Origin of the sequence: Shewanella corallii, assembly GCF_023349125.1 — a bacterium.
Taxonomy (GTDB): domain Bacteria; phylum Pseudomonadota; class Gammaproteobacteria; order Enterobacterales; family Shewanellaceae; genus Shewanella; species Shewanella corallii.
This window is the reverse complement of sequence record NZ_JAKIKT010000003.1, coordinates 502,518-520,788: the sequence shown is the minus strand read 5'-3', so window position 1 is coordinate 520,788 and position 18,271 is coordinate 502,518. Positions and strand designations below refer to the sequence as shown.

Below are 18,271 nucleotides of genomic sequence, written 5' to 3'. Positions count from 1 at the left end.
AGCCGTTCGAGACTAGGACGTTGATAGGTCAGGTGTGTAAGCGTTGTGAGGCGTTGAGCTAACTGATACTAATGACTCGAGAGGCTTAACCATACAACCCAAAAGGGTTTCCTTACTGGTTAGAACCTTGAATAGAATACAAGACTTGATTGAAGTCGAACTCAAACAGCATAAAGAATCCCAGGTCGCTTAGCTCAGCTGGGAGAGCACCTCCCTTACAAGGAGGGGGTCACTGGTTCGAGCCCAGTAGCGACCACCATATTTTCTTGCTAGATATTAGCTTTCCGAATTTAGACTTCCTTGACGCAGGATATTGGGCGGCTGACAAAGCCGTGGCAAACGAAAAGCGGAGCATAGCAGCGCTATGTGAGCATTTGAGTGCAGCAACAATGCCGTCAGACGTTCAAGAGACAAGTCAACAGATTTGCTTGGTGACAATAGCGCTGTGGTCCCACCTGATCCCATTCCGAACTCAGAAGTGAAACGCAGCTGCGCCGATGGTAGTGTGGGGCTTCCCCATGTGAGAGTAGGTCATTGCCAAGCGCCAATTTAGTGGAGCGGTAGTTCAGTTGGTTAGAATACCGGCCTGTCACGCCGGGGGTCGCGGGTTCGAGTCCCGTCCGCTCCGCCACTTACAACGAAGCCTCGTCAGAAATGACGGGGCTTTTTTGTATTTTCAGAATTACACGAGCGGTAGTTCAGTTGGTTAGACTCTTTGTTTAGAGAAAGTCGGCCTGTTACGCGTGCCGAAGGCACACGGGTTCGAGTCCTGTCCGCTCCGCCAACATTAAGTGATACCAATCCGCATTGAAGTCTGATCTAATAGTAGGCAACTCAACACTTATGATTGGCCCATGAAATCTGAAACTGCCGAAAGCCTGCTTGGCCTCTCTAAAAAAGAAAAGAATCCCCACAAGCGTATGCGGTTACTCGCCGTATCCCTATTTTTGCAATCCCATAATCGCACCCAAGTAGCGAACCAGTTGAAGGTGGCAAGATCCAGCGTCAACTCATGGGTCTCAAACTATCTTGAACAAGGGCTCGTAGGGCTTGAAGATAAGCAGCGGCCCGGCAAGAAACCATCATTGTCCAATGATCAAAAGCGGACACTCGCCAGATATATTGAGTTCAAAGCACAATCGGATTAGGGAGGCAGGCTAACCGGGGCAGATATCCAGCAATACATATCGAATGAGTTTGGTGTCGAGTATCACCTCAATCATATCTACAAGCTACTCAAGAGCATGGGATTCAGCTGGATAACCAGCCGCTCCAGGCATCCAAAACAGACTCTGGGCGTGCAGGACGCTTTTAAAAAAGTTTCCTCTGGAAACGATCCTTCACACACCGATTCATATACAACCACACCAGATTGATATTTGGTTTCAGGACGAAGCCAGATTCGGCCAGCAAAATACAACAACACGACTCTGGGCACCGAAAGGCAGTAGACCCAGAGCGCTAAAACAGCAGCAGTTTGAATATGCACACCTCTTCGGCGCAGTCTGTCCTGCAACGGGAGAAACTGAAGCGCTTATCACCCCCTTTGTTAATAAGGACATCATGCACCAGCACCTGGAACTGATCGCTAATCGAACTAAACCTGGACGACATGCCGTGGTGGTAATGGATAGTGCAGGCTGGCATACCAATGATATTGCAGTTGATATCCCCAACTTGTCGATACTCAAATTGCCGCCCTATTCCCCGGAACTAAACCCCATCGAACAGGTATGGAGTTGGCTGCGCCAACATCATCTCGCTAATCGATGTTTCAGAGGATATGAGGACATAGTAGATGCTTGCAGTCAGGCTTGGAACAACTTCGTCAGCAGTACAAAGCGAGTGATAAAGATGTGCACCAGAGACTGGGCGAAGGTGACTGAACTTTAATGCGGAATGGTATAAATCCGCCCCAGCTACGCTAAAGCTTCGCGCTCACAAGCTTGTGGCTTCGCCACACTCGCCCGCCAACATTAAGTGAAAAGCCTCATCTTCGGATGGGGCTTTTTGCGTTTTGTTTCCTGCGATTTGGAGCCCGTATGGCTTCGTCGTAGCTCTGCCAATGCATACCGGATTGCATTTGATCGATGCTGGCTATCTGCCTGAAAACTCCAACTGTTGACTCTGCGGACTAGCCTATCAAAGCCTGTAGAGGAGGCTGTCATCGTCCTGGGACTCGAGTACAGTACTGGCCCCCTGCACTTGCCGGGCCGATATCTCCAATCACTGCCGATAATCAGGGCTTGCCTCAAACTCCTTGTGACTAAAGGTAAAATCCCCTTAATGAGAGGTCGGCTTTTTATGGTCAAAGGGATAGAATAGGGCGTTTTTCTGTATTGCCGGAGTTTCCTTTTGTTGACCAAGATCCTGTTGACCGCTTTGGTGCTGATCATCGCCTGGCATTTTCTTACCCGTAAGCGCTCAGTTAAAGAAGCGCCTCAGGCTATGGTGACGGGTCAATCCCTGCTCAAACGCTATGGGATTATCGCTTTTCTTGCCACGATTCTGGTTTTAGGGGTAGGGGTTAGCGTCTGGCATTGGTATGATGGTTATCAAATTGTAAATGTTACTGTTTCCTCACCGGCGACCGGGCAATCCAATACTTTCCAGGTGCGCAAAAAGGATATAGATGGCAACTTGCTGACCACAGTAGAGGGACTGCAGATCAGAGTGTCTGATCAGGAGACCATTACCGTCTCAGCAAACTAGCTCCAGGTATCCCGCGCTTTATTGAACCGCAAAAATTGTCGGTTAAGTCTGCGGCAAGTGCCGCCAGAAGGGGTAGAACCCCAAGTCTCTTCCGGAGGTTTTATGATCACTGCATATGTCTATGAAAACCGTAAGTTGGCCATTCGCGAACTGAGTGTGAATGACTGCTTGCCGCCGGAGACCATATGGCTGGATCTGTATCGACCGGAGGATGATGAGCGAGCCTGGCTGGCAAACTTCTCTGAAGAGGAGTTGCCGGACGAAGAGGATATGAATGAGATTGAAGCGTCAGCCCGTTTTTATCAAAACTCTGATGGTCTGCATATCAACAGCCTTTTCCCACAACGTGTAGGCCAGGAAGTTCGCGCGGTTAACGTATCCTTCAACCTGCGTGAGCATATGCTGATCACCATGCGGGAAGAGGACATAGGTCTTATTCGTTTGTTGCGGAACTACCTCAGGTTGGGACGGCTTGATGTCAACAGCCCCAAGGACCTGTTTATCGAACTTTTCACCCTCAAGGTCGACTACCTGTCAGATTTGATTGAAGACGTTTATACCGTACTGGATAACGTTGGTCGCGAGGTATTCGACAATGAAGAGTTGGATGATGTGTTCAAGATGATCACTCTGCAGGAGGACTCCAACGGTAAGATTCGATTGAGTCTGTTGGATACTCAAAGGTCGCTTAGATATATTCAGCGTTACTACCGTCGTAACCTTTCAGATGACGAGATGAAGGAACTGCGGGAGATGTTGGCGGATATCGAGTCTTTGATGCCACACAGTCAGTTTATTTTTGATAAGCTGAACTTCCTGCTTGATGCGGCAATGGGTTTCAGTGGGTTGCAGCAAAATAAGATTATTAAGATATTCTCGGTTGCAGCTGTGGTGTTCCTGCCACCTACATTGATTGCCAGCAGTTACGGGATGAACTTCAGTGATATGCCTGAATTGAAATGGCAGTATGGTTATCCGTTGGCTTTGATATTGATGTTAGCCAGCGCCGCAGGGACCTATTTATTCTTCCGCATGAAGCGCTGGCTTTGACGCTATTGTAGCTTTCTGTCAATAGGCGTCACTGATGCCTTTTGGGCTTGAAACTCCTCCGGGCTGTTGATAGCGGCTGCCATAGTAAATAGTTTGCCGCGCATCAGTGCCATAGACATGACACATCTGTGATATGGGTTAGTGCATCGCTTCATCTGCTCTTTATAGTGATGATGAAGGCTCCTTAGCTGAGCTCTGTTATTTTGTGAGCTGTTAATTATCTCTTCCGTGAGGGTTTCCTGAAGTTTGGCCAATTTGGCAGGGTCATTCTCTGCCAGCCACTTCAGGGTGTCGAAGTCGGGCAATTCCGCCATACATCCCCCTCTGTGCAGTTAAACCTACTAAACGTCTACAGGTTCAAACTACTTAAATGTTGCGAATGCAACAAGACGAGAAACATCTAGAAATTTAACATCTACCTTGAAATAGTTATAAGTCTCTGCTACTGCGGCCACAGTAGAACAGCAATCCGGGGAGGTTTTAGGCTTGAGGATAGTTGGGGTTCGTGTTTAACAGATACAAAAAAGCCCCTGATAACAGAGGCTTTTAAAGAAGCATTATGCTGGACTACTGATCGCCATGATCACAGCTGTCGTTTACACATACACCATATAGGTAGAGGCTATGGTTGGTCAGCTTGATGTTATGTTTTTTGGCAATCTCTTTCTGACGGCTTTCGATTACTTCATCACTGAACTCGATTACTTTGCCGCAGCTCAGGCAAACCAAGTGGTCATGATGGTGTTGGGTAGAAAGCTCAAATACTGCTTTGCCGCTCTCGAAATGGTGACGTGAGACAATACCTGCGTCGTCAAACTGGTTGAGAACACGGTATACAGTCGCAAGGCCAATCTCTTCCCCAATGTCCAACAACTTCTTGTACAGATCTTCTGCACTGATGTGCTGGTTTTCCGGTTCTTGCATCAGTTCCAGGATCTTGACTCGTGGCAAGGTAATTTTCAGTCCCGCTTTTTTCAGCGCTTGATTTCCATCTGTCATTATTTGTCTCTTGATTGCAGAACCCAAGGGTTCACCTTTCTTGTACTGACAGCCATTATAGGGGGTCAACTTTAAAACTTAAACCTTTGAGTTTGAATCGGTCCTTAATTTGGCCATATTGCTCGAATTTTCTGAAAAATATAGCAATATCAAGCACACATTTAGTAAGGTTATGCTGTATTAAGTCGCTTTGACATTCAATTTCGAGTCTAAAGGGAAAGACCTGCACAGGGTAAAGGAACTGTCATGTATCAACGTATTGTGGTGTTAACCGGAGCCGGGATCTCCGCTGAATCAGGGATTAAGACATTCAGGGATCAGGATGGCCTGTGGGAAAACCACCATATTGAAGACGTGGCCACGCCCGAGGGGTATGCCAAAGATAAAGCCCTGGTGGAAGGGTTTTACAATGAAAGATGGCGGCAGTTAATGCAGGCTAATGTCCAACCCAATCCTGCTCATGACGCGTTGACCAAACTTGAGCGCGAATTTGAAGGTGAGTTTCTGCTGGTGACTCAGAACATTGATAACCTGCACGAGACCGCCGGTTCCCACAAGTTGCTGCACATGCATGGCGAACTGGTGAAGGGACGTTGCCCACAATCCGGTCAGACATTTCTGCTCAGCGAACCATTTGGCCCGAATCACCTTTGTACCTGTTGTATCCCCGGAAACAGACTGAGACCGCATGTGGTTTGGTTTGGCGAAATGCCGATTGGATTGGACAGGATTCAATTTGCGCTGGAGGAGTGCGACCTGTTTATTGCCATAGGTACGTCGGGTACGGTTTATCCTGCTGCCGGGTTTGTTGATACTGCCAATCATCATGGCGCTCATACGGTTGAAGTTAATCTTGCCCAGCCAGGACGCGATAGCCAGTTCCAGTTACACCTTACAGGGAAAGCGGGTGAGCTTATGCCGCAACTGGTCGAACAAATTTTACAGGGAAAGCGTATTTCCGGAGAAGTATGAGTGTCTAAGCTCGCCATCATTATGCGCGGCCTGCCCGGCAGCGGTAAGTCTCACTGGGTCAATGAGTATCTTGAAAGCCTGGAACCAGAACTCGCACAGCGGGTTCGTACCCAGGGATACTGCTCAACCGATTCCTTTTTTTATCAGGGCGATAATTATGTTTTCAACAAACAACGCCTGAGTGAATATCATCAGCGCAACTTGGCCGCCTTTATAGATGGGTTGGCCATGGGGTTACCTGTCGTGATCTGTGATAACACCAACCTGGCACAGTGGGAGTACCTTTGTTACCAAAAAGCTGCTCAGGCTATGGGGTACACAGTCAGGTTGGTATTGATAGGCGACCCTGAGAACCCAGAACATCAAAAGCTGTGTGCACAGCGCAATAAACACAATGTGGGTATTGAGAAAATTCGCGCTATGGCACGGCAATTCAGTGAATTCTGAGCTATTTTCAGTGTGGTCGACCCACATGGAGTGCTGCAGCGGCGTTCGTCTGCAGCCGGTATTTAATGGAGTAAATGATGAACCGAAAAGCTTTGGCAGGATGGATAGCCCTGATGATGTCGCCAGCAGTGATGGCCGATGCCTTTGTTGATGCCCGCAGTGCAGGCGTTGCCGGCACAGGTATAGCCAGTGGTGACTTTACCCGTGCCAACCTTAACCCCGCTTTGTTGACACGTTTTGATGATAACGATGACTTTTATTTGAAGTTGGGCATTCGGGCCCAGGCGAAAGATTACAATGACACTATAGATAGTGTGGATGATGTTCAGGATCAGTTGGACAGGTTCGAGTCCCTGTTTAACAACCCTGACCCCAATAACCCGCCAACCGAGGCCGACGCCCAGTCCCTGATAAACAGCCTTAAAGCGCTGGACGACGATACCATTGATGGTCAGCTGAATGCTGAACTCGCTTTTTACAGTCCTTCTGAAGATCTCGCCTTTGGTATCACTCTGGGCGGGCAGCTATGGGCCAAGGGTGACTTTAGTTTTGCCGAGTCAGATGAGAATCTGATCGACTCAGCATTGGAGTCGGGTGAATTTGACCAGAATGATATTGCATCTGAGGGTCTGGCCCGAGCTGTGGCGGTTAATGAGATTGCCGTCAGCTTCGCGACCAAGCTCTCAGTGCCCGCTATTGGTGGTCTGTCTGTTGGTGTCACTCCCAAAGTGCAACGTCTGGACTCCTACCTGTATGTTGCCAATATCAGTAACTACGACAGCGACGACTATTTTGAAGACCAATACATGACTGATACCACGGGCTTTAACCTTGATGTGGGCTTGCATGCTCAGGTTGGTCCTGCTTTTGTTGGTCTGGTTGCCAGAAACCTTATCTCTCAGGATATCGTTAACGTCGCCGGTGAAAAGCTGACCCTGGAGCCCACCATAACAGCTGGAGCCGCGGTAGACCTGGCTGGTGTTTCTCTGGAGCTGGATCTGGATCTGATTGAAAACAAGTCCTTTGTTATCGATGGTGCAGACGAGGCATTCCTCAAGCCACGTCAATGGGCCAGGGTTGGTGCAGAGTTGGATATTTTTGAACAGGTTCAACTGCGTGCCGGATACCGTAATGATATGAGCGGTAACTATGATGACTTTTTCACTGTGGGGCTGGGGATTTCTCCGCTGGATACAGTGACCATAGATTTGGCCGGAGAGTTTGGCCAGGATGACGAAATTGGCGGTGCCGTCCAGTTTGGTGTTAAGTTCTAAACTCGGAAGTATGTGAACGCGAAAGGGACCATAAGGTCCCTTTTTTGTATTTGATCTTATGGCTTAATCATCATCAAACTGTTCAAGAAATGCTGCAGAAGGCATAAAGTACAGAGCGCCAGTCTTCGCTTCGACAAAGTCCAGCAATCGATCATAGTGACCATCTTCATCTGCGATGATCATCTGTCTCAGTGAGGTTTCGATAATAGAGGGATCTGCCGCGAAACCAACAAACATGGTGCCGTGTTCCATCGCATTGCCGTATGGGCGATTCTGACGAAGCATTTTGATCTCCTCTCCGTCAATCTCCACCTTACTTTTGGCATTGTGTGCCCAGGCGGGTTTGGCATCATCATCCAGCTCAACGTTATCCATCTTGGTACGACCCACCACTTGCTCTTGATATTCAGTGGTTTGCCTGTCCCACAACTCCTGACGGTCGGTATAACGCTGAACATGGAGATAGCTGCCGCCCTGATGGATATCTATGTCATCAGCGACCAGCACAGCTTCTGTTCTTTCATCACCCACAGGGTTTTCAGTGCCATCGACAAAATCGATCATGTCGCGATTGTCCAGATACTTATAGCCCTGAATATCTTCGGTTAATAAGGCAAAATTGCTAAACGCTTTACGCAGATATTTAGCTGCCTGGAAATTGAGATCAATACGCTCTGACTTCACCATGATAAAGATATCACCCGGTGTAGAGGGGAAGTGGCGTTCGCCGTTGCGCATTTCCGGAAACGGATGCAGATGAGCCGGTGCAGTCTGGTCAGGGAACAGTTGCTTCCAGGCCGATGATGAGAAACCTATGCTGATCTCTAGTCCTGCGGAGGGATCTTTCTGATTGATAGACTTTTCTATGCCGCCCAATGCCCCCAGCGCATCTGCAATATGTTCATCGCCTGATGAGTCCGGGGTCAGACAGAAGGTGAGATACTCCACATGGGAGCTTGGGTTGGAGAGCACGCCTGGCTGAGCCAGAGTGGAAAGCTGCGTCATAGAAGGATCCCCTGGTCTGGTGTGATTACCCGGTTCAGATATTCAGCAAAAATCTGAACCGGAGATTAATTCACTTACTATAACCAAGCTGGGGCGCAATAACAGTTTGTGAAACTATATTAAGCTGGAATAAAGATTAAGATTATGATTTAGCTTGATAATTAACCATGACTGATAGAGGGAGCCCCTTGGTTATCAAAGTCTGATGCCGCGACCTCCAGCATAGCCTTGGTTAACTGACTGAGTTGGTCACTGCTGATAGTATAAGGCGGCATAATATAGATGTAGTTGCCAAAGGGTCTTATCCACACGCCTTTATCTACAAAGGCTTTCTGCATTACCGCTGTGTTAACCGCCTGGTGAAGTTCGATGACCCCAACCGCGCCCAGCACTCTGACCTCTTTGACCGCATCGAATGCCTTGGCTGCAGCCAATTCCTGTTTCAGTTGAGCCTCAATGGATTCCACCTGGTTTTGCCAATGACCCATTTCAATCAGGGTCATACTGGCATGAGCTGCCGCACAGGCCAGTGGGTTGCCCATAAATGTCGGACCATGCATAAACACACCTGCAGGTGAACGACTTATACCCTCGGCAACTTCATCACTGCACATGGTGACCGCCAGGCTGATATAGCCACCGGTTAGGGCTTTACCCAGGCAGATCAAATCCGGTTCAATGCCAGCATGGTCACAGGCGAAAAGTTTACCTATACGACCGAAGCCAGTGGCAATTTCGTCGGCAATCAAGAGCACGTCAAACTCATCGCACAGGGCTCTGGCATAGGCCAGGTACTCTGGGGAGTAGAAGTTCATCGCCCCAGCGCCCTGCATCACAGGCTCAAGGATCAGGGCGGCAATTTCCTGATGTTTCTCCGTAAATACTGAACGCAGTGCCTGTTTATCGGCATCAGACAGTGGTGTGTCGAATCCATACTGAGGTGCGGCAGCAAATAATCTGGGGGTGACAGAGTTGCCGAACATGGTATGCATTCCACCTTCGGGGTCGCATACGCTCATGGCCGCAAAGGTGTCACCGTGATAGCCATTTTTGATTGTCAGTATCTGCTGCTTTTGTGGCTTGTCCCGTCCCTGCCAGTATTGCAGCGCCATTTTCATCGCTACTTCAACGGCAACAGAACCTGAATCGGCGTAAAAGACTTTGGTGAGTCTGGCGGGAGTCATATTGACCAGCTTCTTTGCCAGCTCCACTGCAGGGGCATGGGTAATGCCGCCAAACATGACATGGCTCAGAGTACTGAGCTGTGTCTGCATGGCATCAAGTATGGCCGGGTGCCCATAGCCATGAACACAGGACCACCAGGAGCTGGTGCCATCGATCAATACCCGTCCATCCTCTAACGTCAGCTCACATCCCTTAGCTGAAGCAACGCCGTAAACTGGCAGAGAGTGCAGCATAGAGGTATAGGGGTGCCAGATATGTTGCTGGTCAAACTGGTAATCGATCTTGGTTTTGTTGTTCATTATTTCACCGTTAGTCAACTTTGTTGGCGCAGTTGAGTTGACAGTTTAAGGGGTAAAGCTATGCTAGCCAAGATACTAACTGATTGAAATGCGGGATTAGCAGTGATGACACAGAGTGAGCTGCGCCATGATTGGCGTCGGGAAGAGATTGAGGCCCTGTTTGCCTTGCCTATGAATGATCTTCTGTTCAGGGCCCACACTATTCACAGGGAACATTTCGACCCTAACGAAGTGCAGATTAGTCGACTGCTGTCCATCAAAACCGGTGCCTGCCCGGAAGACTGTAAGTATTGCCCACAAAGTGCAAGGTATGACACGGGTCTTGAAAAAGAACGTCTGATGGAGATGGAACTGGTGATCAACGAGGCTCGCAGTGCCAAAGCTGCGGGGGCCAGCCGTTTCTGTATGGGCGCTGCCTGGCGTAACCCCAAAGAGAAGGATATGCCTTACCTGACCAATATGGTGCGTGAGGTAAAGTCTCTGGGGATGGAAACCTGCATGACTCTGGGCATGCTGTCGCCGGATCAGGCCAGCCGATTGGCTGATGCCGGATTGGATTACTACAACCATAACCTGGACACTTCGCCTGAGTTTTATGGTGACATTATTACCACCCGAACCTATCAGGATCGTCTGGATACGCTGAGTAATGTGCGTGCTGCCGGAATGAAGGTTTGTAGTGGTGGTATTGTGGGTATGGGAGAAACCCAAACTGATCGTGCAGGCTTGCTGCAGCAACTGGCCAATATGGAAAAACATCCGGACTCTGTGCCTATCAACATGCTGGTGAAGGTTGCCGGGACGCCGTTGGCTGAGCAGGACGATCTGGACCCATTGGAGTTCGTGCGTACTATCGCCGTCGCCAGAATCATGATGCCACTGTCCCGGGTGCGACTGTCTGCCGGCCGGGAAAAGATGGCAGATGAGATGCAGGCGATGTGTTTCTTCGCCGGTGCCAACTCCATCTTCTATGGTTGCAAGCTGCTGACTACACCAAACCCTGAAGAAAACGATGATATGCAGCTGTTTGGCCGTCTTGGTCTGAAGCCTGAGCAAGGCGTCGCCACTGACCCAACTCAGGATGAAGCTATGCTGGAGCAAGCCGCTGCCCGCCGCGATAAGGCTGAGAGCCTGTTTTATGATGCATCGGCGGTGTAATTGAACCCACTGGAATCCAAACTGAGCGCCGAATTGGAGGCGCTCAAACCCCGTGGGCTGTTACGCCAGCGTCGAATTCACAGTGAGACGCTGATTGATTTCGCCGGGAATGATTACCTTGGACTGGCAGCCGTCAACGCTGGCGACCAATCAGACAACAAAACTCCTGTTGGCAGTGGTGCTTCTCCGCTGGTCAGTGGTTACAGCACACAGCATCAAGAACTTGAGAGAGCGCTTTGCCAACGAACCGGACATGAGGCTGCGTTGCTTTTCTGTTCCGGTTTCAGTGCCAATCAGGCGTTAATGACCAGCCTGTTTAATGCTCAGGACAGGGTGCTGGCGGACAAGCTGGTTCATGCCTCGATTATTGATGGTCTGCGTCAATCCGGTTCGGATTTTCGACGCTTCAGGCACAATGATCTTGCCAGTGCGCGAACTCTGGCTGACAAGCAATCGCCGTTGGCGATGATTACTGAAAGCGTGTTCAGCATGGATGGAGACTGCGCGCCCCTGACTGAACTGAAAACCCTGTGTGAGCAGCATAACGCCTGGCTGATTGTTGATGATGCCCATGGCTTCGGCGTTCCCAAGGGGACGCAAGCCGACTGCGACAGTAAGCTGGCAGATGTGCAATTGGTCACTTTTGGCAAAGCTCTTGGGTGTCAGGGAGCAGCGCTGCTGGGAAGCCAATTGTTTGTGGATTATATGGTGGCTACCTGCAGGCACTATATCTACTCAACCGCACTGTCACCACAGGCGGCTGTCACCGCGCTGACTGCGCTGCAAAAAACAGATGAGCCTCAATTAGGTAACAAGCTGGCTGATAATATCGCTCTGTTTACCCGTTTGGCCACAGAGTTGTCGCTGCCACTGATGGCCTCTTCAACACCCATTCAACCACTGCTGGTGGGGGATAATCACAGAGTGCTGGAGTTGGCAGAGCAGCTGAAACAATCTGGCTTTCTGGTTGGAGCGATTCGCCCACCAACTGTACCAGCGGGCAGTGCCAGACTTCGTATTACCCTGAGTGCCCAGCATACAGATGAGCAGATCTCGGCGCTGACAGCGACCCTGAGTCGATTGATTAACCCGTTAAACCGGGCCTGAGAGAGTGTTGTTTGAGAGTTGTAAATCAGACTGATAATCAAATAGTGTCGGGCAACCACAGTCAGGAAGTTGCCCATAGATTTTCCATGGCTGCCAACAGCTACGACAGGCACAATCTGCTGCAGCGTGAAACCGCATCGCGGCTTCTTACCTCTCTGTCTGAGTGTCACACTTTGTTGGATATCGGAGCCGGGCCGGGAACAGATTTACCGTTGGCCACTAATGTGCTGGCAGTCGATATCGCGCCGGGTATGCTGCGCCGACTCAGGCAACACTATCCAAATTACCAAACCCTATGCGCAGATGCTCAAAACCTGCCTCTGGCTGAACAGTGCTGTGACAGCGTCTATTCCAACCTGGCGTTGCAGTGGTGCCCGGATTTAAGTGCTGCACTGGCTGAAATCCACCGTGTGTTGAAACCCGGGGCTGAATGCCATGTGTCGCTGGTAGTCGATGGCAGTTTGCCGCAGCTTAGCCAATTGGGGCTCAGATGTAATGCATTTCCCTCTGCAGCAGAGGTTCAGGCTGTTTTGCGCGCCTTGCCCTGGCAGCAGTTAAGTGTCGAAACCAGCCAATATAACTTCCACTTTGACAGTTTGAAGCCTTTGCTGATGTCGGTAAAAGGGGTAGGGGCCAGTGCAAGGTTCTCAAATAAAGACGAATTAATTGAAACGGATAGAGAAAAGTCACATAGTGTTGCCGATAATTTGAAGCCTGCAGGTCTTAAGGGCAAAGCCTACTGGCAGACTTTGGTCAACGCTGCTGAAGCGCTGCGTGAGTCCGGGGGGATTCCCTTGAGTTATCAGATCTTATTCATCCACGCTCGCAAGTGAGAAACTCAGATGATCTATTTCGTAACCGGCACAGATACTGATTGTGGCAAGACACTGGTGTCTTCCGCCCTGTTGCACAGAGCCGGTGCAATTCAGGCCGATGGCCATCAGCCCAGAACTCTGGGGCTGAAACCCGTGGCGTCCGGATGCCAGGTAACTGAAGAGGGCCTGCGTAACTCGGATGCGCTGATGTTGATGTCGGCATCTACGTTGCAACCTTCCTACCGCATGATTAATCCCTTTGCGTTTGAGCCGGCAATTGCCCCTCATATTGCAGCGGCCTCTCAGGGGGGGGATATCAGCCCTGAATCTCTGATGTCTGCCATGGATTTAACTCAGATGTCCCGGGCTGATTTCTGTCTGATAGAAGGTGCCGGTGGTTGGCGATTGCCACTGGGACAGGGCAGGTACATGTCTGAACTGGTGCAGTATCTGTCTGTACCTGTGATTATGGTGGTGGGGATGAAGTTAGGTTGTCTCAACCATGCGGTATTGACCATGGAAGCGATCAAGGCTGACGGTTTGGAACTGGTGGGTTGGGTCGCCAACCGGGTTGACCCGAATATGGCCAACTATCAGGAGAACCTGGATTCCCTCAAAGCTCTGATTGAAGCTCCTATGCTGGGTGAAGTTCCTTATCTGCCTGAGGTGTCTCCGCAGCTGGCGGCTAATTTCATCTCACTGCCTAAAAAGCCCCGTAAAGCAGTGGAATAGGCAAAGCAGTTGTGTATTGATGTCAAAAAATCCCGGAGCCTACTCCGGGATTTTCACATTACAGGTATTGAGAAAGGTCACTGTGCGCCGGGATTGCCTGCTCCTGAATCTCACCTTTAAACAGGAATGCTTCTTTTTCACCGACCAGACTCAAAGTGTCGCCGTGACGCCACAGGGCACTGCCTTCCTGAATGCCGATGATGGGTGTCTGCGGGTCAACACAGGTGAACTCTTTCAGTCGCTGGGCCCGGGTCTCGCCGTTGTGGCCTGGCAATACAAAGTTAGTGTAGTGGGGGTTCAACTGAAATGGCAGAATCCCCAGTGCATTGAAAGATGCCGGTTCAATAATCGGCATATCATTGGTGGTTCGGATAGACAGGCCGGTGATGTTTGAACCCGCGCTCCAACCAATGTAGGCCATACCCTGTTGCACTCTGGTTTTGATGGTTTCAATCAGGTTCAGACGATACAGCTCATGTAACAGATGAAAGGTGTTGCCACCGCCAACCATGACTCCCTCAGCCTGATTAATTGCTGCCACAGGATCGTCAAACTCGTGGATTCCCCGGATCTCAATATCAAGGCTGGCCAGACCCGTTTGAACCTTTTGCAGATACTCGTCATAGCTGACCGTCACGCCGGCATAAGGGATGAAAACCCAGTGACGGGCATCCCTGGTCATTGGCTGGATAAAGGGCAGGGTGTGAGCGAGGTAAGGGGTATCACCTTCTTTGGATGCACTCAGCATCAGAGCATTTATTGTCATGGTAATTATCTTTTGTTTTAAGGGCTTGGTTGTGAGTATGGTAACAAACTCAGGTCCGCTGTAACACTTACTTACCCCTGAGCCCTGATCCTTAAGTTTGGATTAATAAATTCTTCCTAGACTGCCTGCATTGTCACAATTTCACCTTGGCTGTGCTTGAAAAAAGCAACCACAGTCCCAATTTCCTGGTTCGATGAAGTCGGCACCAAGTGTCATATTAGGAGCAGTAATGAAACGTGTTTTTCTATTGATTGTCACCAACCTGGCAGTTTTGCTGGTGGCGTCAATTGTAATGTCCCTGTTGGGTGTTAATACCAAAACCATGGGCGGCCTGTTGGTGTTCGCCGCGATTTTCGGTTTTTCAGGGTCCTTTATCTCTCTGGCGATGTCCAAGTGGATGGCCAAGAAGACCATGGGCTTGATGGTTATCGAGCATCCTCAGGATGGCCAGCAGCGTTGGCTGGTTGATACTGTTGCCCGTCAGGCTCAGATGGCGGGTATCGCTATGCCGGAAGTGGCTATTTATGACTCTCCGGAGATGAATGCTTTTGCCACGGGTCCAAGCAAAAACAACTCTCTGGTCGCCGTCAGCACAGGACTGCTTTACGGCATGAGCCCGGATGAAGTCGAAGCTGTTCTGGCGCACGAAGTGAGCCACGTTGCCAATGGTGACATGGTAACCCTGACGCTGATCCAGGGCGTGGTGAATACCTTTGTCATTTTTGCTGCCCGTGTCGTTGCTCAGGCGATCGACACCTTTGTATCCAGCAATGATGAAGAGGGTGAAGGTTTGGGCATGTTTGCCTATATGGCGGTGGTATTCGTACTGGATATGCTGTTCGGTATTCTGGCTTCAATGATCGTGGCTTACTTCTCCCGCATCCGTGAGTACCGTGCTGACGAAGGCGGTGCACGTCTGGCCGGCAAAGAGAAGATGATTGCTGCACTTGAACGTCTGCGTTATGGCCCTGAAACCGGTGCAATGCCAGCTTCAATGTCGGCTTTTGGTATCAATGGCAAGCGCTCCATGGCTGAACTGCTGATGAGCCATCCTCCGCTGGAGAAGCGTATCGAATCGCTGCGCAATCACTAAAACAAGTTGTGATAAACGTAAAGGGAAGCTCAGGCTTCCCTTTATTTTGTAACTTGTTCGGCCGGACGTTGCCTTTGTTGTTGCAATGTGAAACTTGTATGTAAGTGCTTGTTTGTATGAGGTGGCGCACATTTTTCAGCATGTCGAAAAGTTAAAATCGTGATGTTTGGAATGTTTGATACAGATCCGCTGTGGATCTTTGGTATCACCTGAAATGTGATTATCCGGCCAGGTACAGAGAGTCGCCAACAATAAGAGCTTTCGACCGGTCAGGTTGCCTTGGAGAATATAAAGTGAGCAAATTCCTGTTGAGTGCACTGTTCGGTGCTGCTGTTGCCCTGTCTTCTTCTGCTTTCGCTGCAGATCAGACTCTGGCTGAATTCCATGCTGACATGGGTGGCTGTGAAAGCTGTCACGCTGACGGCGCTTCTGCTTCTGCTGATGGTGCTTTTGAATTTGAGCAGTGCCAGTCTTGCCACGGCTCTCTGGCTGAGATGGACGATAAGCACAAAGCTCACGATGGTATGATGATGTGTCAGGATTGCCACGTGACTCACGAAATGAACGTTGGCCAAAAGCCTACCTGTGACGCTTGCCACGATGACGGCCGTCAATAATCAGCTCTGATTGCTGATAAACCAATTTCAGAAACGTCGGCTTATGCCGACGTTTTTTTATGATCGATTACTTATCCTCATCGACAGCTGTCCCTTCGATTGGTTTATATCCGGAAAACATCGCGGATATTACCCCTCTTTGATGTCGACACTCAGTGTGTATTGCGCCAGCGATATGCAGCACCATAAGCAGCATTAACACCCAGAAACTCCATAAGTGTATTCTTCCTGTCCACTTCTTATACCAATCCGCATAGAAGGTTGATCTCATCAGAGCCATGTCAGCCATTCGAGTACAAGCGAAATTGGTGACGACATAGTGGTTCTATGGCTAGACAATTTTGTGCAGTAATCGTGTGGCTGAAAGGCTCCCGAAGGGCGAGTTTTAAAGGCGCGCATACTGCCCAGAGCACTCTCGATTTATCCCGATAGACCTTCAATTGCTCTGATTGTCTTCACACCATTAAATTCTCGCTGAGTGACTAAACTCCTATGCGGATTGGTATTATAGGGGCCAGACTCGCCTGTTTCTCAGGATTAACACCTATATCCTGATAGGGCTCAATTTGATCTGGCAAGGTGTCTGGCATCGCCAGATAGCCCTGGATAGTTGAGCCAAAAGGTGGGTAATAGATATCCGTTCCTGCCCGAAATAGCCCTGTACCAGCCGTCACAATCAAGAGGATAAAGATTACAGCAACCATGGGCTTACCCAAGGGGTTATGGCCTAGGTATTGAGGATGCGAATCTTTGTTCTTTAGGTAGTGCTTTATATCGCGTTTAGATATTTACGGAGGGTTAAGTGGCTTTAATTTTGCGGAAGGTAAATCGATAAAACTCCAAATCAGTCTTAAGGTAAGATTAATGGCTAAGGTGTAACCTGCCGCCGAATGAATCTCCTTCAGGCCAATTTTAGCTGTCAGGCCGGAGATGCCCAGTTCAGATTTATAGAGCATCACCAGCCCCAATATAGTGAGGATGAATATGGTGAGCAGGTTTATCCAATGGAATAGCCGGGTAGGAAGATCCCAGGCTTTCAGGTAACGAATGTTTGCTGTTTGGCTGGTTTGCGTGGCCATGGGTAAGTCCTCATTTGGGGCCTTCCGATTGCCCGTTGGCGCTGACATTACTCGAAATAACTAGTCGAAACCCTGGGTAAAAAAATTATATCTTCCTAATGTGTTGATAATGTATGTTTTTAGGTGGTTTTTCTGGGTTCTTATTAGCCGTTATCACCTAATTCTTTATGATTAGATTGTTATGATATTGTAATGGCGTTATTGTTCTATTAACATGAAATTCCGGTGCTGCCCACCCAATGGCAACCAAACCGGTATTGAACAAATTGGATTTGGTGATTGATAGTGACAGGGAGAGTACATCATGTTCAAAGTTATCCGCTGGATGTTGATATCCAGATCAAGACTTCTGGCTGAACTACTGGACAGCCGTTGGCCCCAGGAGTTTTTGGTAAAGCTAACACTGACTGAACCGGAAAAGGTGTCTGAACACCTGTTGATGGAACAGACTTTGGTCGTTATCGATCTGGCGACGGTGGATTTACAAAAGGCCTATCAGCTGCAGCGTCAAATCGAACGCTTACCAGCTTCCATCCGTACCGTATTTGTCCAGTATCCCCGCAAGGTGGATGCTAAATTCCTGATTAATCCCAGCGTGACAGCCGGTGCTTTTTACATCGATGACAGCCTCGAATTTATCAGCCATGGATTAGGCGACATAATGAACGGCCGTTATCACATACCCGGTGAGTTACTGAAAACAGTCGGCGATGATGAGATGGGTGGCGATGATGCGGATAACCTGACTATACGTGAGCGTGAGGTGCTTCAGGCACTTTTGTCAGGTTCAACCAATCAGGATATTGCCAGACAACTGTTTGTCAGCGAAAGTACCATTAAAACTCATTTGTACCGTGCGTTCCGCAAGATTGGCGTGTCAAGCCGTGGTCAGGCGATAGCCTGGGCACAAACTCATCTTCATGAGGTTCAGGTGTAACTCTGTGAACCGATGACAAGTAAA

General features: G+C 49.3%; 20 protein-coding genes, 2 tRNA genes, 2 rRNA genes and 1 pseudogene. 17 read left to right on the top strand and 8 right to left on the bottom strand.

All coding sequences use genetic code 11. The features are described 5' to 3' along the window. The 7 genes and pseudogenes from L2725_RS11465 to corA all read left to right on the top strand — a co-directional run. Positions 1-93: ribosomal RNA gene (locus L2725_RS11465) — 23S ribosomal RNA — on the top strand; the annotation flags it as partial. A gap of 90 nt (positions 94-183) precedes the next feature. Then, positions 184-259: transfer RNA gene (locus L2725_RS11460), tRNA-Val, on the top strand. A 168-nt stretch (positions 260-427) separates the two neighbouring features. Continuing rightward, positions 428-543: ribosomal RNA gene (gene rrf, locus L2725_RS11455) — 5S ribosomal RNA — on the top strand. 11 nt (positions 544-554) lie between these two features. Beyond that, positions 555-631 (top strand) — tRNA-Asp (locus L2725_RS11450). A gap of 223 nt (positions 632-854) precedes the next feature. Further along, positions 855-1,893, top strand: a pseudogene (locus L2725_RS11445) (IS630 family transposase). Positions 1,894-2,355: 462 nt separating this feature from the next. Beyond that, positions 2,356-2,712: a hypothetical protein gene (locus tag L2725_RS11440; RefSeq protein ID WP_249249069.1), complete on the top strand. Its 357-nt coding sequence runs from the start codon at positions 2,356-2,358 to the stop codon at positions 2,710-2,712. A 102-nt stretch (positions 2,713-2,814) separates the two neighbouring features. Beyond that, on the top strand, positions 2,815-3,762 hold the full coding sequence (gene corA, locus L2725_RS11435) for a magnesium/cobalt transporter CorA (RefSeq protein ID WP_249249068.1): 948 nt from the start codon (positions 2,815-2,817) through the stop codon (positions 3,760-3,762). 2 nt (positions 3,763-3,764) lie between these two features. Here corA and L2725_RS11430 read toward each other — a convergent pair whose 3' ends face one another. After that, complete coding sequence (locus L2725_RS11430; RefSeq protein ID WP_248937640.1) at positions 3,765-4,076, bottom strand: DUF3135 domain-containing protein; 312 nt, start codon at positions 4,074-4,076, stop codon at positions 3,765-3,767. A 253-nt stretch (positions 4,077-4,329) separates the two neighbouring features. After that, entirely contained in the window at positions 4,330-4,761 is a 432-nt protein-coding gene (gene fur, locus L2725_RS11425) for a ferric iron uptake transcriptional regulator (protein WP_115138594.1), read from the bottom strand. Between the two features lie 246 nt (positions 4,762-5,007). On the opposite strand from fur, the gene cobB reads away from it, so the two are divergent. The 3 genes from cobB to traF all read left to right on the top strand — a co-directional run bounded on the left by cobB (position 5,008) and on the right by traF (position 7,454). Continuing rightward, the gene (gene cobB, locus L2725_RS11420) at positions 5,008-5,733 is read left to right on the top strand and encodes a Sir2 family NAD+-dependent deacetylase (protein WP_249249067.1); all 726 of its coding nucleotides are present in this window, start codon (positions 5,008-5,010) and stop codon (positions 5,731-5,733) included. A gap of 21 nt (positions 5,734-5,754) precedes the next feature. Then, the gene (locus L2725_RS11415; protein ID WP_115138606.1) at positions 5,755-6,180 is read left to right on the top strand and encodes an AAA family ATPase; all 426 of its coding nucleotides are present in this window, start codon (positions 5,755-5,757) and stop codon (positions 6,178-6,180) included. A 77-nt stretch (positions 6,181-6,257) separates the two neighbouring features. After that, on the top strand, positions 6,258-7,454 hold the full coding sequence (traF, locus tag L2725_RS11410) for a conjugal transfer protein TraF (protein WP_249249066.1): 1,197 nt from the start codon (positions 6,258-6,260) through the stop codon (positions 7,452-7,454). A 63-nt stretch (positions 7,455-7,517) separates the two neighbouring features. Here the strand turns inward: traF and L2725_RS11405 are convergent, their stop codons facing one another. Both L2725_RS11405 and bioA read right to left on the bottom strand, forming a co-directional pair. Further along, the gene (locus L2725_RS11405; RefSeq protein WP_249249065.1) at positions 7,518-8,459 is read right to left on the bottom strand and encodes a Dyp-type peroxidase; all 942 of its coding nucleotides are present in this window, start codon (positions 8,457-8,459) and stop codon (positions 7,518-7,520) included. A gap of 161 nt (positions 8,460-8,620) precedes the next feature. Continuing rightward, positions 8,621-9,943 (bottom strand): adenosylmethionine--8-amino-7-oxononanoate transaminase, encoded by a 1,323-nt coding sequence (gene bioA, locus L2725_RS11400; protein ID WP_249249064.1) that lies wholly within the window; start codon positions 9,941-9,943, stop codon positions 8,621-8,623. Between the two features lie 105 nt (positions 9,944-10,048). Between bioA and bioB the strand changes: the two genes are divergently transcribed. Genes bioB through bioD form a run of 4 tightly spaced genes read left to right on the top strand, consistent with a single transcriptional unit; the run spans position 10,049 to position 13,755 of the window. Further along, a complete protein-coding gene (gene bioB, locus L2725_RS11395) occupies positions 10,049-11,101 on the top strand; it encodes a biotin synthase BioB (RefSeq protein ID WP_249249063.1) in 1,053 nt (350 codons plus the stop codon). After that, complete coding sequence (locus tag L2725_RS11390) at positions 11,102-12,208, top strand: 8-amino-7-oxononanoate synthase (protein ID WP_249249062.1); 1,107 nt, start codon at positions 11,102-11,104, stop codon at positions 12,206-12,208. It begins immediately after the preceding gene. Positions 12,209-12,219: 11 nt separating this feature from the next. Next, positions 12,220-13,041 carry a methyltransferase domain-containing protein gene (locus L2725_RS11385; RefSeq protein ID WP_249249061.1) on the top strand — a complete coding sequence of 274 codons (822 nt, stop codon included), beginning with the start codon at positions 12,220-12,222 and terminating at the stop codon, positions 13,039-13,041. Positions 13,042-13,053: 12 nt separating this feature from the next. Beyond that, complete coding sequence (bioD, locus tag L2725_RS11380) at positions 13,054-13,755, top strand: dethiobiotin synthase (RefSeq protein WP_249249084.1); 702 nt, start codon at positions 13,054-13,056, stop codon at positions 13,753-13,755. Positions 13,756-13,813: 58 nt separating this feature from the next. Here the strand turns inward: bioD and pepE are convergent, their stop codons facing one another. Beyond that, entirely contained in the window at positions 13,814-14,521 is a 708-nt protein-coding gene (gene pepE, locus L2725_RS11375) for a dipeptidase PepE (protein WP_249249060.1), read from the bottom strand. A gap of 229 nt (positions 14,522-14,750) precedes the next feature. Between pepE and htpX the strand changes: the two genes are divergently transcribed. Beyond that, the gene (gene htpX, locus L2725_RS11370) at positions 14,751-15,614 is read left to right on the top strand and encodes a protease HtpX (protein ID WP_115138585.1); all 864 of its coding nucleotides are present in this window, start codon (positions 14,751-14,753) and stop codon (positions 15,612-15,614) included. 293 nt (positions 15,615-15,907) lie between these two features. Next, positions 15,908-16,231 (top strand): cytochrome c3 family protein, encoded by a 324-nt coding sequence (locus L2725_RS11365; RefSeq protein WP_248937650.1) that lies wholly within the window; start codon positions 15,908-15,910, stop codon positions 16,229-16,231. A 67-nt stretch (positions 16,232-16,298) separates the two neighbouring features. Here the strand turns inward: L2725_RS11365 and L2725_RS23230 are convergent, their stop codons facing one another. The 3 genes from L2725_RS23230 to L2725_RS11350 all read right to left on the bottom strand — a co-directional run bounded on the left by L2725_RS23230 (position 16,299) and on the right by L2725_RS11350 (position 17,310). Beyond that, complete coding sequence (locus tag L2725_RS23230; RefSeq protein ID WP_283164286.1) at positions 16,299-16,502, bottom strand: cytochrome b/b6 domain-containing protein; 204 nt, start codon at positions 16,500-16,502, stop codon at positions 16,299-16,301. 211 nt (positions 16,503-16,713) lie between these two features. Then, positions 16,714-16,935, bottom strand: coding sequence for a hypothetical protein (locus L2725_RS11355; RefSeq protein ID WP_249249059.1), 222 nt, complete (start codon positions 16,933-16,935; stop codon positions 16,714-16,716). A gap of 84 nt (positions 16,936-17,019) precedes the next feature. Next, the gene (locus tag L2725_RS11350) at positions 17,020-17,310 is read right to left on the bottom strand and encodes a cytochrome b/b6 domain-containing protein (protein ID WP_249249058.1); all 291 of its coding nucleotides are present in this window, start codon (positions 17,308-17,310) and stop codon (positions 17,020-17,022) included. A gap of 304 nt (positions 17,311-17,614) precedes the next feature. On the opposite strand from L2725_RS11350, the gene L2725_RS11345 reads away from it, so the two are divergent. Further along, a complete protein-coding gene (locus L2725_RS11345) occupies positions 17,615-18,247 on the top strand; it encodes a LuxR C-terminal-related transcriptional regulator (protein ID WP_115138582.1) in 633 nt (210 codons plus the stop codon). Positions 18,248-18,271: the final 24 nt, after the last annotated feature.

What these genes read in the sequence shown, in the direction of transcription:
- cobB (WP_249249067.1), top strand. Translation starts at nt 5,008, where the DNA reads ATGTATCAACGTATTGTGGTGTTAACCGGAGCCGGGATCTCCGCTGAA.
- L2725_RS23230 (WP_283164286.1), bottom strand. Translation starts at nt 16,502, where the DNA reads ATGAGATCAACCTTCTATGCGGATTGGTATAAGAAGTGGACAGGAAGA.
- bioB (WP_249249063.1), top strand. Translation starts at nt 10,049, where the DNA reads ATGACACAGAGTGAGCTGCGCCATGATTGGCGTCGGGAAGAGATTGAG.
- bioA (WP_249249064.1), bottom strand. Translation starts at nt 9,943, where the DNA reads ATGAACAACAAAACCAAGATCGATTACCAGTTTGACCAGCAACATATC.
- L2725_RS11345 (WP_115138582.1), top strand. Translation starts at nt 17,615, where the DNA reads ATGTTCAAAGTTATCCGCTGGATGTTGATATCCAGATCAAGACTTCTG.
- corA (WP_249249068.1), top strand. Translation starts at nt 2,815, where the DNA reads ATGATCACTGCATATGTCTATGAAAACCGTAAGTTGGCCATTCGCGAA.
- L2725_RS11430 (WP_248937640.1), bottom strand. Translation starts at nt 4,076, where the DNA reads ATGGCGGAATTGCCCGACTTCGACACCCTGAAGTGGCTGGCAGAGAAT.
- traF (WP_249249066.1), top strand. Translation starts at nt 6,258, where the DNA reads ATGAACCGAAAAGCTTTGGCAGGATGGATAGCCCTGATGATGTCGCCA.
- L2725_RS11350 (WP_249249058.1), bottom strand. Translation starts at nt 17,310, where the DNA reads ATGGCCACGCAAACCAGCCAAACAGCAAACATTCGTTACCTGAAAGCC.
- L2725_RS11415 (WP_115138606.1), top strand. Translation starts at nt 5,755, where the DNA reads ATGCGCGGCCTGCCCGGCAGCGGTAAGTCTCACTGGGTCAATGAGTAT.
- pepE (WP_249249060.1), bottom strand. Translation starts at nt 14,521, where the DNA reads ATGACAATAAATGCTCTGATGCTGAGTGCATCCAAAGAAGGTGATACC.
- htpX (WP_115138585.1), top strand. Translation starts at nt 14,751, where the DNA reads ATGAAACGTGTTTTTCTATTGATTGTCACCAACCTGGCAGTTTTGCTG.
- fur (WP_115138594.1), bottom strand. Translation starts at nt 4,761, where the DNA reads ATGACAGATGGAAATCAAGCGCTGAAAAAAGCGGGACTGAAAATTACC.
- L2725_RS11355 (WP_249249059.1), bottom strand. Translation starts at nt 16,935, where the DNA reads ATGGTTGCTGTAATCTTTATCCTCTTGATTGTGACGGCTGGTACAGGG.
- L2725_RS11405 (WP_249249065.1), bottom strand. Translation starts at nt 8,459, where the DNA reads ATGACGCAGCTTTCCACTCTGGCTCAGCCAGGCGTGCTCTCCAACCCA.